16 protein-coding genes are annotated in these 13,589 nt (G+C 47.5%); 8 read left to right on the top strand and 8 right to left on the bottom strand.

The features are described from left to right. Positions 1-62: 62 nt before the first annotated feature. The 3 genes from U9J37_RS18255 (at position 63) to U9J37_RS18245 (ending at position 1,597) form a co-directional block, all read left to right on the top strand. Positions 63-950, top strand: coding sequence for a LysR family transcriptional regulator (locus U9J37_RS18255; protein WP_005469044.1), 888 nt, complete (start codon positions 63-65; stop codon positions 948-950). A gap of 112 nt (positions 951-1,062) precedes the next feature. Next, the gene (locus U9J37_RS18250; protein ID WP_043886420.1) at positions 1,063-1,290 is read left to right on the top strand and encodes a hypothetical protein; all 228 of its coding nucleotides are present in this window, start codon (positions 1,063-1,065) and stop codon (positions 1,288-1,290) included. Positions 1,291-1,384: 94 nt separating this feature from the next. Next, positions 1,385-1,597 carry a hypothetical protein gene (locus U9J37_RS18245; protein WP_005469188.1) on the top strand — a complete coding sequence of 71 codons (213 nt, stop codon included), beginning with the start codon at positions 1,385-1,387 and terminating at the stop codon, positions 1,595-1,597. 59 nt (positions 1,598-1,656) lie between these two features. Here U9J37_RS18245 and U9J37_RS18240 read toward each other — a convergent pair whose 3' ends face one another. Both U9J37_RS18240 and U9J37_RS18235 read right to left on the bottom strand, forming a co-directional pair. Continuing rightward, on the bottom strand, positions 1,657-2,535 hold the full coding sequence (locus tag U9J37_RS18240; RefSeq protein ID WP_005469418.1) for a 6-pyruvoyl trahydropterin synthase family protein: 879 nt from the start codon (positions 2,533-2,535) through the stop codon (positions 1,657-1,659). A 283-nt stretch (positions 2,536-2,818) separates the two neighbouring features. Further along, positions 2,819-3,643, bottom strand: a complete 825-nt coding sequence (locus U9J37_RS18235; protein ID WP_005469228.1) for an AraC family transcriptional regulator — start codon at positions 3,641-3,643, stop codon at positions 2,819-2,821. A gap of 109 nt (positions 3,644-3,752) precedes the next feature. Here U9J37_RS18235 and U9J37_RS18230 point away from each other — a divergent pair, with 109 nt between their 5' ends. Further along, on the top strand, positions 3,753-4,229 hold the full coding sequence (locus U9J37_RS18230; RefSeq protein WP_005469280.1) for a YHS domain-containing (seleno)protein: 477 nt from the start codon (positions 3,753-3,755) through the stop codon (positions 4,227-4,229). 119 nt (positions 4,230-4,348) lie between these two features. On the opposite strand, the gene U9J37_RS18225 is transcribed toward U9J37_RS18230, so the two are convergent. Beyond that, positions 4,349-5,266 carry an NAD(P)H-binding protein gene (locus tag U9J37_RS18225; protein ID WP_005469040.1) on the bottom strand — a complete coding sequence of 306 codons (918 nt, stop codon included), beginning with the start codon at positions 5,264-5,266 and terminating at the stop codon, positions 4,349-4,351. Between the two features lie 83 nt (positions 5,267-5,349). Here U9J37_RS18225 and U9J37_RS18220 point away from each other — a divergent pair, with 83 nt between their 5' ends. Then, complete coding sequence (locus U9J37_RS18220) at positions 5,350-6,243, top strand: LysR family transcriptional regulator (protein WP_005469400.1); 894 nt, start codon at positions 5,350-5,352, stop codon at positions 6,241-6,243. Positions 6,244-6,300: 57 nt separating this feature from the next. Here the strand turns inward: U9J37_RS18220 and U9J37_RS18215 are convergent, their stop codons facing one another. After that, positions 6,301-6,696: a hypothetical protein gene (locus U9J37_RS18215; RefSeq protein WP_005469325.1), complete on the bottom strand. Its 396-nt coding sequence runs from the start codon at positions 6,694-6,696 to the stop codon at positions 6,301-6,303. A gap of 197 nt (positions 6,697-6,893) precedes the next feature. Between U9J37_RS18215 and U9J37_RS18210 the strand changes: the two genes are divergently transcribed. Further along, positions 6,894-7,673 carry a phosphotransferase family protein gene (locus tag U9J37_RS18210; RefSeq protein WP_043886419.1) on the top strand — a complete coding sequence of 260 codons (780 nt, stop codon included), beginning with the start codon at positions 6,894-6,896 and terminating at the stop codon, positions 7,671-7,673. A 57-nt stretch (positions 7,674-7,730) separates the two neighbouring features. Here the strand turns inward: U9J37_RS18210 and U9J37_RS18205 are convergent, their stop codons facing one another. The 4 genes from U9J37_RS18205 to U9J37_RS18190 all read right to left on the bottom strand — a co-directional run bounded on the left by U9J37_RS18205 (position 7,731) and on the right by U9J37_RS18190 (position 10,556). Further along, positions 7,731-8,213, bottom strand: coding sequence for a PaaI family thioesterase (locus U9J37_RS18205; protein WP_005469076.1), 483 nt, complete (start codon positions 8,211-8,213; stop codon positions 7,731-7,733). A gap of 128 nt (positions 8,214-8,341) precedes the next feature. Then, the gene (locus U9J37_RS18200; protein ID WP_083794628.1) at positions 8,342-8,551 is read right to left on the bottom strand and encodes a hypothetical protein; all 210 of its coding nucleotides are present in this window, start codon (positions 8,549-8,551) and stop codon (positions 8,342-8,344) included. 85 nt (positions 8,552-8,636) lie between these two features. Then, positions 8,637-10,235 carry a chaperonin GroEL gene (groL, locus tag U9J37_RS18195; RefSeq protein ID WP_005469253.1) on the bottom strand — a complete coding sequence of 533 codons (1,599 nt, stop codon included), beginning with the start codon at positions 10,233-10,235 and terminating at the stop codon, positions 8,637-8,639. Positions 10,236-10,265: 30 nt separating this feature from the next. After that, entirely contained in the window at positions 10,266-10,556 is a 291-nt protein-coding gene (locus tag U9J37_RS18190; RefSeq protein ID WP_005469403.1) for a co-chaperone GroES, read from the bottom strand. Between the two features lie 283 nt (positions 10,557-10,839). Here U9J37_RS18190 and U9J37_RS18185 point away from each other — a divergent pair, with 283 nt between their 5' ends. Both U9J37_RS18185 and U9J37_RS18180 read left to right on the top strand, forming a co-directional pair. Beyond that, positions 10,840-11,190: a rhodanese-like domain-containing protein gene (locus U9J37_RS18185; protein ID WP_005469237.1), complete on the top strand. Its 351-nt coding sequence runs from the start codon at positions 10,840-10,842 to the stop codon at positions 11,188-11,190. 226 nt (positions 11,191-11,416) lie between these two features. Then, positions 11,417-13,564: a prolyl oligopeptidase family serine peptidase gene (locus tag U9J37_RS18180; RefSeq protein WP_005469230.1), complete on the top strand. Its 2,148-nt coding sequence runs from the start codon at positions 11,417-11,419 to the stop codon at positions 13,562-13,564. Positions 13,565-13,589: the final 25 nt, after the last annotated feature.

Genomic DNA, 13,589 nt, shown 5'->3' with positions numbered 1-13,589 from the left:
GTTTGGAAATCCACCAGTAGTGTATAACAATCATTCATTATTGAATGGATTAGGAACGATTCATGGATTGGAAACACATTCAGTTTGATTGGAATCATGCTCGCGCCTTTCTTGTGGTCGCCGAGGAAGGGTCATTCTCGGCTGCCGGACGAGCGCTCAATATGAGCCAGCCAACGCTTGGGCGCCAAATTGCGGCCTTTGAGCACGAGCTAAAACTCACGCTGTTCGAGCGAGTAGGCAAGAAACTGGTACTGACCGACAGTGGCCAAAAACTCTATCAGCATGTGAGTCACATGGCCGAGTCCGCCAACCAACTGTTACTGACTGCTCTTGGCCAAGATGAAAGCATCGCGGGCAAAGTGAGCATTTCTCTCACCGAGCTCGATGCGTTTTTTCGCTTTCCGCCGTTAGTGAGTCAACTCAACGAGTTAGCGCCAAACATCGATATCGAATTGATCGTCTCCAATCAAGTGAGCGATTTGAAACGTCGAGAAGCGGATATCGCCCTGCGCTATCAAAGGCCCACCGACCTTGATCTGATTGCCAAAAAAATCGGCCGGGAGACCGTGTACCTTTATGGGCGCAAAGAGTTGGTCAACAGCTTTGAAGGTAAGTCACCGAACGAGGTCGCTAACGTCCAGATCATCGGTTTTGATTACACTGACCATCTAACTCAACACCTCAAGCACTCGAACTGGCAACTCAAACACAATCCATTTACTCTAGTGTGCAACAATCAATTGGTTCAATGGCAGTTGGCTCAACATACGCGAACGCTCATCCTCTTACCCGAGCACATTGCTCGCGCCCATCCAGATTTACGCATCGCGTTTAAAGAACACTTCAACCCTTTTGAAATCGATGCGTGGCTGGTAAGTCACCGCGAATTGCACACCAGTAAAAGAGTCCGTTTAGTGTATGACTTTTTGGCACAGCATATGGTCATCTAATATTGATAGAAAGCCACAACAAGTTTCCTCGTAGTTGTGACTTTACTAAATATAAGCTCAGCAATTATTTGTTAGCTTACGTATGAATCAAGGTAATAAAGTTGGATACCGAATGCTGACAAATAATGAAACGCAATATTGCTCACACTGTGATATGAACACCAATCACGTTGTGGTACTCGTCCGAGATGAGCCCAAAGCAAATAAAATCAAAGACTTCTTCAGCGGCTTTATTAAGAGCTCTGCAGTGGGCGCATTTGAAGCGACAATGGATGACTTCTCACGGCATAGCATCTGCGAAAAGTGTGGTAAGAAGACCATCAATGACAACCTTACCTAACAATGATGTGGCAGAGAAACATGTCACCTTATTTTCCCTTCGCTAGTTAGCTCTTGGAAAAAAGACTTTGAAATACTCTTATGGCCCAGATGAGATGGGCGCTTTTTGCTGCAACTGTAAGACAGTCACTCAGCATAAATACCATGCGTTTAGTCAAGAGCAACCTGCCAATGAAACCGCGACCCGAGGCTTTTTGTCCGGCCTGTTTTACGCTATCGCCAGTGCGTTAATGGAAGGAGCAGCAAGTGGTGATTACAAATGTACTAAGTGCGGTACCTATCTCAACACGCCTGACAATCTTGATTAAAAAAGGGTAAGTGACGAATCACTTACCCTTTTCAGTACTTTTGTATCAATCAATAGAACTTAACGAAAAGCCATTGCACCTTTACCAACACCTTCATAGGCGATGATTTGCAAAGATTGCCCGGCGTCTAAAGTCGGTTTTACCTGATCAGCGATATAGCCTGCAAGCAGCTCAACGGTTGTATCTGTCGGCAGAATCTCGGTTTCGCTCTTCGCAATGGCTAACTCAAATTCGCCTTGAGGCGCGGTATAGCGAAAGCCATAATGACTCTCATCAGTAATGGCGCTAGCGTTGTCACTTAGGTTCAGCGCATCCAGCGTCACTACGTCCTCTTCTGATCCTAAATAAATGTCTTCCCAACGCTGGGCAAACGCCGCTTCTCGCTCGCTGTCACGTTGACCATCCACCAAAATTTCTACTGGTGAGCGGTGACCGTGGGCAATACGCTGGCAGTTACCATCGTGCTTTTTCAGACCATGGGTATAGTGATAAAACGCCCCGTCGATATTCTCATGGCGTAGAGTAATCTCGATACCAGTCACGTTACTTGGTAGATTGTCACGAAGGATGTCATACACATGCTTGGTAATGCTCTCGATTGTAATCTTGTCAGAGTCAATTAAGCAGTAGGCTTCATTTGGGCAATGAAGGTGAAGGCTTTTCTCTCCGCGCAGTACATCGAGCGTTGCATAGCCCGCTTTGCTTGGTTGGAACACAATGGCTGTGCTTTGCATCGGCACAAGCAGACGGTGATCGACAAATTCATCCACCAGATGCTTGATCTGCTTCTTAACGCGACCAAAATCCAGCACCATACTCATCTCATTAAGCTCACCAGACATGGTGACGTCTAAAATCCAACTATCTCCTACGACCCCTCTGGTTTCACAGATGTATGAAGAATCGATAACGGTAAGATCTCTTACAAATAGGTTCAAGTTGAACTCCTTACTACTTAATGAGATACGGGAGGCTGATTAAATGTTCAGCAGGCACTTCGTCTCATTGATTAGGTTGAATGAATTAGGAGCGGCAGGATGGAACAACGCCTTCGCAAAGTCCACCTTTTTCATGCCACTCACTCAAAGTAAACGTTTAAATGGCTTAATTTTCCATTAATCAAACTTTAGCAGTAACATAACCCTGCGAGCCGAAATGGAATAAAGTACAGCACAACTCGCCAAATATAGCAGAAAGCCCCTATCCCAAAAAGCAAGCACACTAGCCCGCTCTGTCTTGTAACCATTGTCTGGGCGACACACCACAAACCTGCTGAAACGCTCGCGCAAAACCCGAGTAGCTACTATACCCCACTTCATCGGCCACCCAGTTGAGAGGCTTACTTTGTAACAGCAAGGACTGAGCCACCGAGATTCGCCATTTCTGAACGTACTCCCCTGGCGTCTCTCCTACCGCTTGTTTAAATGTCTCCGTAAACTGACTGCGAGACATGGCGGCCAATGCGGCCATCTCTGCAATTTGAAAATGACGAGCAGGAAGCTGATGCACCGCACTCACGACCGGCTCTAGACGGGGATGCGCCAATGCGGAAAACAGCCCCCGCTCTATTTTTTGTGCCTCAATAAGATAGCGGAAAATCAGCGCCATCAGCGTATCACTCAATGTATCCATCAAAAACTGCTGACCTACGCTCACGCTGTCTGACTCTGTAAACAGCATATCGACAACCGACGTTAAACTCGGCGCAGACTCAAAGGGAATAACGATCAACTCCGGTAACGCAGACAACAAGGGGTTCATTTTCCCCGCTCGATACTCCACATTGGCGCAGACCAACTCTACAACTTCTCCAACCGCTTCAATCGTGTGGGGGGCACTACTCGGCAGATAAATGACGCAAGGCTGGGTAAAGAGCTGAGCTTTCCCCTCGCCGTTAACCAGTTTTAAGTGACCCGCGTTCAATACATGCAGATGGCCCTGATTGATACTGCGATCTTTAAATGAGGAGATGCCGCACAGACGCCCCGAATGAAACACGCCTGTGCGTATTGAAAAGTGTTCCATCAACTGAGAAAGCAAATCCATGTAACCTCCGGACGATTCGCGCAGTTTTTCGGTTTTTAGTCCCTCTACAGACCGGAGAGGTCGGCTAATTTATTCATCAGAGATAACTCATACAGACAAGGAGCTTGTTATGTCTCACACCAAATCGACCGGAAAAAAATTGACGCTGATGACAGCGTTGCTTGGTACTAGCTTTTCACTGATGGCGGCAGACATCGACATGAGCGTAGACGCGAACGATCTTGCCATTAAAGGCTATGACCCTGTCGCTTACTTCACCGAAGAAGGCGCCGTTCAAGGCAATCCACAATTTACCGCCACATACAAAAATGCCATTTACCATTTCGCGAGTAGTGAAAACCGAGATCAGTTTAAAGCCGATCCACAAGCGTATGCACCGCAATACGGTGGCTACTGTGCATTTGGCGTAGCAATGGGTAAGAAGTTTGAAACCGACCCACAAGCGTGGAAAGTGGAAGATGGAAAACTCTATTTGAATCTTGATAAAAGCGTCCAGAAACGCTGGTTAGAAGATACCCAAGGCTTCATTCAAGATGCCGACAGCAACTGGCCGACCATTAAAACAGTCTCGGCGGAAAAGTTGTAATTCGGCTCCCACTGCCTTTCTCCCCTTTCCTCCCACGGAAACGCTGGCGCTTTTCCGTGGGCTTTTTGATTACGCTGTGAACGTCTACGTATGACGTGGTAAGTGAACCGAGTTTGAGCCTATTGCCCCGTTTGTAGCGTGAGTAATATCTCGCAAAGCGGTGTGGACTGGAAATTCTCACCCAGCGCCTTTCTCATCTTTTTACCACTCAGAATAACCGGTTGTTGCCACAGATATCGCATCTTAACCACTTCGCCAATTACCGGCTTAAACAGGCCAATAGCTTTTAGCAACCACCAAGAAAAGCGCGTTGTTTTGAGCAACTGACCATTGGCGAGAAAAGCCTGCTGCCAATCCTTTTGACTCAGTGTTAATCCTTCGTCATGCCAGACTTCAAAACGCGATTGTGGGAGCGACATCAGCTTCGCAGTATTTGCGCAAAAGTCAGGAAGATAACACCAGAAATGCTCATGCTGCTCATCATGAGGAAGTTGCATCGTAGCGCGATCCTGTTTTTGCTTTAAGATGGCATCGAGCCAACCGAGCTGTGTCTTTGGCCCGATGTAATCCCCAGCCCGCACAATGGTAATACTTGCTCCTTGCTGACTCGCCAAACGAAGCCTTTGTTCCATATTCACACGGATTACGCCTTTCTCAGTAACAGGGGACATCGAGGTATCCTCTGTGATTGGCTCAGAACTTGGGGCGAAGTTGTATACGTTGCCAGGAAACAGCAAGCGCAGATTGTGCTTTTCCGCAACCCGAACCGATGGTTCTAACAGCCTAAGCGCATCTTGTGGCCAACGGTCATAAGTGGGATTAACGCCGTAAACAATCAAGTCAACGCCAGCCGCCGCTTGCTCCACAGCCTTCTCATCACTGGCATCACCCACCCAAACATTCTCTGACGAGATCCAATTTGGCGCTTTCGATTTATCTCGGACTAACGCTCGTATTTGCCAGTTTTCCTCATGCAAGGCCATTGCCATCTGCGCGCCAAAATTACCAGATATTCCTAAAATCAGTGCAGTTTTCATCTTGTTCCCTCCAGTCGATAACACTATTCTAAGATTCACCTGGGAATAATGAAGCCGTATTAATTACTAGTGGATATGCAAAAATGAATAGCAATTGGCAATGGTGGCACTACTTTCTGGCGATCGCCGAGCACGGCAGTCTCAGCCAAGCGGCAATCTCGTTAGACGTCTCTCAGCCAACCTTGAGCAGGCAACTACAGCTTATGGAAAAGCGCCTTGGACAACCCCTATTCGATCGCAGTACGCAAGGCCTAACACTGACTGGATTTGGCGAAAGCTTATTGGAAGAGTGCCGCAACATGCAGGCGAGCGCAGAGCGTTTAGCGCGTCTTGCGGCGGGGCAAGCAACATCACTGAGTGGACGAATTCGACTGGCAGCAAACGAACTGATTGCGCTGCATTATCTGCCTAAGATTTTGCCTCTTTTCATGGATACCTACCCAGAAGTGTCACTCGAAGTGGAAGTCAGTAATCAAGTCAGCAGTCTGGACAAGCGTGATGCGGACGTGGCGATTAGAATGTTTCCACCCACACAGCAAGATTTAATCTGTCGACGCCTGTTTGACATCCCTTTGGGCTTTTTCGCAAGCAGCGACTATTTGCGTGTCAATGGCACGCCAGATACCGCTCAAGCGCTGTTTCAACACCGAATTATCGGCTACGACCGAGACCGACAATTTGAGAAAGGCGGACAAGAGTTGGGTTGGCAAATCCGCAATGAACAATTTCTCTTTCGCACCGATTTTATGCCGATGCATCTAGAATTAGCCCGAAATCATGGCGGCATTGTGGTCTCGCATAAACACTTGTGTGAAGAGCTCAGCTTGCAAGAGATCAAGGTTGGCATCGACATCCCCAAACTCCCCTTATACCTAGCGTGTCACCGAGACGTTCAACACAATAAGAAAATTCGTGTACTGATGGACTTTTTAGCTGAGCATCTACCAAAAACTTATCGAGAGACTCACAACAGCTAGCCTAATTTCAGGAGAGAAAACCGCTCAAGCTAGAGAACGGCAATCATGGAAAGGTCTCTACTTGACGTAGTCTTCAGGAAGGAGAGCCTCTCCCTGACTTTCGGCCAGATACATCAAGGCATCAATCACTCGCAACGGCGTTAAGAGCGTCTCGTCGTTGCAGTCTTCAAGTTCAAAAGCAAGGTAGAGGTTATTACTCTCTACTTTTAGGAACAAATTGCCTTGTGGTGCGCGTTCTTGTGAGAGAGCAAACACGCCAACACCAATAAAGTGTGAGCAACTACGGTTACTGGTCGCGTAAATATCGCACCGGAGCTTGTGGGCGAGCGTTAGAAAATCAAGCGCTAAATTGAGCTGTTCATCCGAGACACTGTCTACTTCAATCATCTGTGTTTCCTTACAGAAACGATCCAAATAGCGCAGCATATCGTCGATATTGTTGTTAAATAGCATGGTTTATTGCCCGTCGTGTGGAGTTCGCAATTGTACCGCGAATGCCGGCCATAACAACATTCATGTGCAAGCCCCCCCTTCAATCGCAATCGTACCTATTGAAAAATAAGCACCCGCTTACGTTAAAAAAACCTGTTATATTCGCTTATCACTCAATACGACAAAGTGCGATATCCAACGCAACAGTAAGGATACCTATGAGCAATCAAGATTTATCTCGAATGGGTGCAGCCAGAGTCTCTATTGAGATGATTGACGGCGTCGAGTGCATCCGAAAACGTGGCGCTTCTGAAGTGGAAATCAATCTTTATCAAACCGCCGCTCCACATCTGACTGGCGTAAACATTCCAACTCTAGTTAAACTTGATGAGAAAGATCTCTATATTGAGCGGGTGCCCAACCCAATATCCTTAACTGCTCTACGCTCAAAGCCTAAGGAGCTGTTCTCTCAACTGGCGAGCCTTCATCACTCAAACTATTCGCCCCCGTTCCCTGTTAAAACGCACCAATGGACAACAAAAGCAACGGAAGACGCTCTCAATGTATTGCGCCTTCCGGAGTACCACGCGTCGAAAGTTATCGAGATACAACAGCTGTCGTCATGCTTATTTCAGCAGCCAAACTTAATATCTGGTGATACCAATGACGGGAACTGGGGGACAAGAGCCAACGGTGACCTTGTGTTGTTCGATTGGGAACGATTCGGGAAGGGAAGCCCTGCTATCGATCTCGCCCCCTTAGTTGCAGGCCTTGGAACCTTAGAAGATTATAGAGAGATCATTCGGCAATATACTCAATACAGCACGTTGTTGACGAAACAAGAGCTTGAAAGACACCTTGTCATTGCGAAGTGTTGGATCATCATTGAAGTTGTCAATATTCTAGTCAGCCGCGACAACTCCGATAAAGAAAAATACATCACTTGGTATCGCAACCACATACCCGATTGGCTTGATAGGGTAAGACATGTGTTGTGATTTCAACCCATATGTTCGGCGAAATTTAAACCTATTCCGCAAATGGTTCAAATCTAACTACTTAGTATCTAAAGAAGACTCAAACCACGAATTAGGAACTCTCACCGCCACCACATTAGCTCGGCAACAGACTTGCGATTGCGAGTAGAGTTCGCATTCTATGGTGATCTTCTTATCTGAGGCTTCTAAAACGCGAGCCATGAGCTGAACGGGATGATGAATAGAAACGGGTTTTAAGAAAGAAACCTCAAGGCTGCCTGTCGCATACCAAACCGGGTCACCAACGCCTACCATTTGCCCCTGCAACTCGTAACCTTTCGCGATCGCCATACAAACACAATGACAGTCAATAATGGTGGAAATGATCCCACCGTTTAGAAAGTGGGTGGGGCCAGCACAATGATGATGAGAGGGAGTAAAACTGCAGTTTGCTTCGGTGTCAGATTGCCAATAACTTTTGATTTGCAAGCCCTGCTCGTTCAAAGTACCGCAGCCGTAGCAGTGGTTGTTGGGGATCTGATCTTGAATCGCCAAACTCATCGAAACCTCTTACCGAAAACCATCTAGGAATCTTATAGTTATAGTACATAGATGAGATGTTGATGAAGCTAGAGCGCCACTGATTATGAGAACTAAGAAAAGCAGCCAACATCGGTTGGCTGCTCAAACTAGTGAATGACCCGAGACGGCGCGCTTTGTCGCCATACCTGTGACAGATCAATCGTGAAAATCATCACGGTCGGCTTACGTGGCAAGGCACCCATAATCGAGAACTCCTGCCCGGATGGAACGAGAGGGAAATTCAGTGAAGCCGGCCAATCAGATGACGCTTCACCACGACCTGATATTGAGAACGAAAACGCGGGTAAACGGACCATAACACTCACCTCAACACGGTAAGTTAGCGGGTTTACAAGCCCGCTAACTGTAGGCTCAAAGACTTATATTATTTAAGTAAGACCATTACTTATCTTGCTCTTTGTCTTCCACCAAATCCGACACCATTGCCTCAGTAGTGATCATTAGACCTGCAACCGATGCGGCGAATTGCAATGCTGAACGCGTCACTTTGGCTGGGTCAAGGATGCCCATGTCAATCATATTGCCATATTCACCAGTCGCAGCGTTGTAGCCGTATTCGGCATCACCCGCTTTAACCGCATTGGCAACCACAGACGCTTCATCACCTGCGTTAATGGCAATCTGACGCAATGGCTCTTCCATGGCACGAATCGCCACACGAATCCCCATATTTTGATCGTCGTTGTCACCGCGCAGATCAGAAAGCTCTTTCGCGATTTTGGTCAGAGCCACACCGCCACCAGCGACAATGCCCTCTTCAACCGCCGCTCTGGTCGCATGAAGCGCATCATCAACACGATCTTTCTTCTCTTTCATCTCAACTTCGGTCGCAGCACCAATCTTGATCACCGCAACGCCACCAGACAGTTTCGCAATGCGCTGTTGCAACTTGTCTTTGTCGTATTGAGAGGTGGTTGCTTCGATTTGCTTCTCAATCGATGCGACTCTGTCAGCAATGGTGCTCGCCTCTGCAGCGCCGCCCACAATGGTGGTCGCGTCTTTTGTGATGGTCACTTTCTTCGCCGAACCCAATTGTTCAAGCGTTGTTTTCTCAAGCTCTAGGCCGAGGTCTTCAGAAATCACCGTGCCCGCAGTAAGGACAGCAATATCTTCCATCATCGCTTTACGGTTATCACCAAAGCCAGGCGCTTTCACCGCACTCGCACGAACGATGCCACGCATGTTGTTCACGACCAATGTCGCAAGCGCTTCGCCTTCAATATCTTCCGCGATGATTAATAGCGAGCAAGATGCCTGAGCCACTGCTTCCAATACAGGGAGCAGTTCACGAATATTGCTGACTTTTTTATCCACCAACAGGATGTAAGGATTGTCGAGCTCGACAGTGCCGTTATCTTGGTTGGTAATAAAGTATGGCGATAGATACCCGCGGTCAAACTGCATACCTTCGACCACGGACAGTTCATTATCTAGGCCTTGACCTTCTTCAACGGTGATAACGCCATTACGCCCCACCTTTTCCATTGCCTCCGCAATGATTTCACCAATCGCTCGATCGCTGTTGGCGGAAATGCTGCCCACTTGCGTGATCGATTCTTTATCACTGCATGGCTTCGACATATCCCGCAACTTGCATACTGCCGCTTCGGTTGCTTTATCGATACCACGTTTTAGATCCATCGGATTCATGCCCGATGCGACCGCTTTAAGCCCTTCGTTAATAAATGCTTGCGCCAATACCGTGGCCGTTGTGGTGCCATCGCCTGCTTCATCGTTCGCTTTGGATGCCACCTGCTTGACCATCTGCGCACCCATGTTTTCAAACTTATCTTTTAGCTCGATCTCTTTAGCAACCGAAACACCATCTTTGGTGATGGTCGGCGAGCCGAACGATTTATCCAGCACCACATTGCGACCTTTCGGCCCAAGCGTCACCTTTACGGCATCGGCAAGCAGGTTAACCCCTGTAAGCATCTTTTGACGTGCGTCATTCGCAAATAAGACTTCTTTAGCAGCCATGATTTATCTCCTTAAAACGACCAAAAACCATTACTCGACGATAGCTAACACATCAGATTCCGACAGAATTAAATATTCGGTCCCATCTATCTTTTCGGTTTTCACACCGTATCCGTCATTAAAGATAATGTCGTCGCCAACCTTGACTTCCATCGCAGCGCGCTCACCATTTTCAAGACGTTTACCTAGGCCCGCGGCAATAACTTTGCCTCGGTTGGACTTTTTGACAGATTGGGAAGTGAGAACAATCCCCCCTTCAGATTTGTTTTCCACTTCTTGTCGTTCAACAAGCAGCTTGTCATTTAAAGGACGAATTTTCATATTGAAGTGCCTCCTACTTAGTACCAAAAATAAAAGACAGGGTTAGACAATTGATTGATTTGCGAATGGGTCAACTCGCTTTCGGTAAAATAAATAGGGTCACGAAAAACAAGTTCAAGGGTCAATTTTGATAAAAAATATTTATCGTTGCAATTAAAGTTAATAATCGAAATTTCAGTAACAACGGATATTGAAGCAGCAGAGTTAGATCCTCCCCTCATCGCCCCAACCTAACAGCACGTATAATCAGTGTCAGACCGTTGCCAAAAGGGTACTAAGAAGAATGAAAAACCAAATTGCTATTGCATTGACTTGTTTGAGCTTGAGTTTTGTTGCGCCATCGGTGGTGGCATCAGAGCGGGCTGATATCGGTTGGGAGTGGATTGAACAAGGCGCAGTGATTGTTGATGTCCGCACACCTCAGGAATTTGCCGCTGGCCACTTAGATAACGCCAAGAACTACCCGCTGTCAGAGCTGGACAAACACTTTGCCAACATCGACAAAGATACCCAGATCGTACTGTATTGCCGCAGTGGCAATCGCTCTGGTCAAGCCTTCCGTTATCTTCAATCACAAGGCTTTACCAACCTGCACAACGCGGGTGGTTTGGTGGAAATGCAGCAAGCCAAATAAGACGTATGATGTAAGCGAGTAAGCACCTACTCATTGCGTTGCTTACTCAATTCTTTGCAAAACAGGAAGTCGATACATTTCGATACCTAATCGGTCAATGTTCTCGTTGTTTTTTCGGCTTTTTTCACAGAGTCCAGAGAACTTCACCATACAATTCGCCTCTAAGCAGTGAAATGTAGTAGAGTCTCATTCCTATTTATAAAATCCATCAGCAAAAGGAAAGGCTATGCATTTAAAGGCCTTAGCTCTGGCGACCTCCGTCTTACTTGGCGGAAGCATACCAACCGCACTTGCAAATCAAACCGAACAACAACAGGTACAGCAGATGACAATACAATATCCGAACACCAAAACAGTGGACGTGGTGGACGAATACTTTGGCACTCCCGTCAAAGATCCTTACCGTTGGTTGGAAGACGACCGCAGCGCAGAGACCGCAGGCTGGGTTGAAGCTCAGAACAAAGTCACCAACGACTATCTCGGCCAAATTCCGTTTCGCGATCAAATCGAGAAACGCCTTACCCAGTTGATGGACTACGAAAAAGTGGGCAGCCCTTTCAAAGAAGGGAAATACACCTACTTCTACAAAAATGATGGTCTTCAGAATCAAGATGTTCTGTATCGCCAGCTTGGCGACGGTGAGCCTGAAGTCTTCCTTGACCCAAATACGTTTAGCGAAGAAGGCACAACCTCGCTGGGTGGAACAAGTTTTTCTAAAGACGGCTCTCTGTTCGCGTACAGCATTTCTGAGGGCGGCAGTGACTGGCGCAAAGTGATTGTGCTCGACACAGAAACCAAACAACAGATTGGCGAGACCTTGGTTGATGTCAAGTTCAGCGGCATTAGCTGGCTCAACAACGAAGGTTTTTACTACTCAAGTTACGACAAACCAGAAGGCAGTGAGCTATCGGCAAAAACCGATCAACACAAGCTCTACTTCCACAAACTGGGTACCAAGCAAAGTGAAGATACGCTTGTATTCGGTGGTACAGAGCAAGAGAAACATCGCTACGTGGCAGGATACACCACAGAAGATGGTCGCTACTTGGTAATTGGTGCAATGGAATCGACGTCGGGCAACAAACTCTACGTGAAAGACTTAACCAAGCCAGACAGCGAGCTCGTTACTGTGTTGGACCATACCGATTCGGACACTTGGATCATCGACTCGCAAGGTGACACCCTATACGTCGAGACCAACTTCAACGCACCAAATATGCGTGTTGCGAAGTTCAATCTTGCCAAGCCGCAACCTGAGCAGTGGCAAGACGTGATCGCCGAAACCAAGCACGTGCTCAACGTCTCCACCGCAGGCGGCAATCTGTTTGCGCAATACATGGTCGATGCGACTTCACAAGTCAAACAATACGACATGGATGGCAAGTTTATTCGCGATATTGCTCTGCCTGACATCGGTAGCGCTCACGGCTTTGGCGCTAAAGAGCACGAAAGCGAGCTTTACTACACCTTTACCAACTACAAGATGCCGGGCACAACCTACAAGCTGAACATCAAAACGGGCGAGAGCAGCGTTTATCATGAGTCAGCGGCGCCATTCGACTCCGATCTGTTTGAGTCTAAGCAAGTCTTCTACACCTCGAAAGATGGCACCAAAGTACCGATGATTTTGACCTACAAAAAAGGCATCAAACTCAATGGCACAGCACCAACCATTCTGTATGGCTACGGCGGCTTTAACGTCAGCTTAACCCCTGGTTTTAGCCCAAGCCGAGCAGCGTGGTTAGAGCTTGGCGGTATCTACGCGGTAGCCAACCTTCGTGGCGGCGGCGAGTATGGCAAAGCGTGGCACAATGCAGGCACACAGCTACAAAAGCAAAACGTATTTGATGATTTCATTGCCGCAGCAGAGTACCTGATTGATGAAGGCTACACCTCGTCAGACAAACTCGCCATTCACGGTGGTTCCAATGGCGGACTGCTTGTTGGTGCCGCAATGACGCAGCGTCCAGAGCTGTTCAAAGTGGCTCTACCAGCGGTCGGGGTACTGGATATGCTTCGCTACCATACGTTTACCGCAGGTGCTGGCTGGGCATATGACTACGGCACCGCCGATCAAAACAAAGAGATGTTCGAATATTTGAAAAACTACTCGCCTGTGCACAACGTGAAAGCGGGGGTTGAATACCCTGCAACAATGATTACCACCGGTGATCACGATGACCGCGTTGTACCTGCTCACTCTTATAAGTTTGCCGCAGAATTGCAATCTAAGCAGTTTGGTCAGCAACCTAGGTTGATTCGAATCGAAACCGACGCAGGCCATGGCGCGGGCACCCCGACCAGCAAGGTGATCGACCTTTATGCCGATATGTACAGCTTTACCCTGTTTAATATGGGGGTGAAATCGATTTAACTAGCTAGCGAACCTAAAGGCACTG

The sequence above is a fragment of the Vibrio sp. 16 genome, assembly GCF_963681195.1.
GTDB classification, from domain to species: domain Bacteria; phylum Pseudomonadota; class Gammaproteobacteria; order Enterobacterales; family Vibrionaceae; genus Vibrio; species Vibrio sinaloensis_D.
Note: the sequence above shows the minus strand (reverse complement) of the source record. Positions and strands in the feature narration are given on the sequence as shown.

Excerpts from the sequence above, each read along its gene's own strand:
- U9J37_RS18205 (WP_005469076.1), bottom strand. The coding sequence starts at position 8,213 with ATGAGTTTGGCGATTCAAGATCAGATCCCCAACAACCACTGCTACGGC.
- groL (WP_005469253.1), bottom strand. The coding sequence starts at position 10,235 with ATGGCTGCTAAAGAAGTCTTATTTGCGAATGACGCACGTCAAAAGATG.
- U9J37_RS18215 (WP_005469325.1), bottom strand. The coding sequence starts at position 6,696 with ATGCTATTTAACAACAATATCGACGATATGCTGCGCTATTTGGATCGT.
- U9J37_RS18250 (WP_043886420.1), top strand. The coding sequence starts at position 1,063 with ATGCTGACAAATAATGAAACGCAATATTGCTCACACTGTGATATGAAC.
- U9J37_RS18225 (WP_005469040.1), bottom strand. The coding sequence starts at position 5,266 with ATGAAAACTGCACTGATTTTAGGAATATCTGGTAATTTTGGCGCGCAG.
- U9J37_RS18220 (WP_005469400.1), top strand. The coding sequence starts at position 5,350 with ATGAATAGCAATTGGCAATGGTGGCACTACTTTCTGGCGATCGCCGAG.
- U9J37_RS18190 (WP_005469403.1), bottom strand. The coding sequence starts at position 10,556 with ATGAAAATTCGTCCTTTAAATGACAAGCTGCTTGTTGAACGACAAGAA.
- U9J37_RS18180 (WP_005469230.1), top strand. The coding sequence starts at position 11,417 with ATGCATTTAAAGGCCTTAGCTCTGGCGACCTCCGTCTTACTTGGCGGA.
- U9J37_RS18185 (WP_005469237.1), top strand. The coding sequence starts at position 10,840 with ATGAAAAACCAAATTGCTATTGCATTGACTTGTTTGAGCTTGAGTTTT.
- U9J37_RS18235 (WP_005469228.1), bottom strand. The coding sequence starts at position 3,643 with ATGGATTTGCTTTCTCAGTTGATGGAACACTTTTCAATACGCACAGGC.
- U9J37_RS18230 (WP_005469280.1), top strand. The coding sequence starts at position 3,753 with ATGTCTCACACCAAATCGACCGGAAAAAAATTGACGCTGATGACAGCG.
- U9J37_RS18245 (WP_005469188.1), top strand. The coding sequence starts at position 1,385 with ATGGGCGCTTTTTGCTGCAACTGTAAGACAGTCACTCAGCATAAATAC.
- U9J37_RS18200 (WP_083794628.1), bottom strand. The coding sequence starts at position 8,551 with ATGGTCCGTTTACCCGCGTTTTCGTTCTCAATATCAGGTCGTGGTGAA.
- U9J37_RS18255 (WP_005469044.1), top strand. The coding sequence starts at position 63 with ATGGATTGGAAACACATTCAGTTTGATTGGAATCATGCTCGCGCCTTT.
- U9J37_RS18210 (WP_043886419.1), top strand. The coding sequence starts at position 6,894 with ATGAGCAATCAAGATTTATCTCGAATGGGTGCAGCCAGAGTCTCTATT.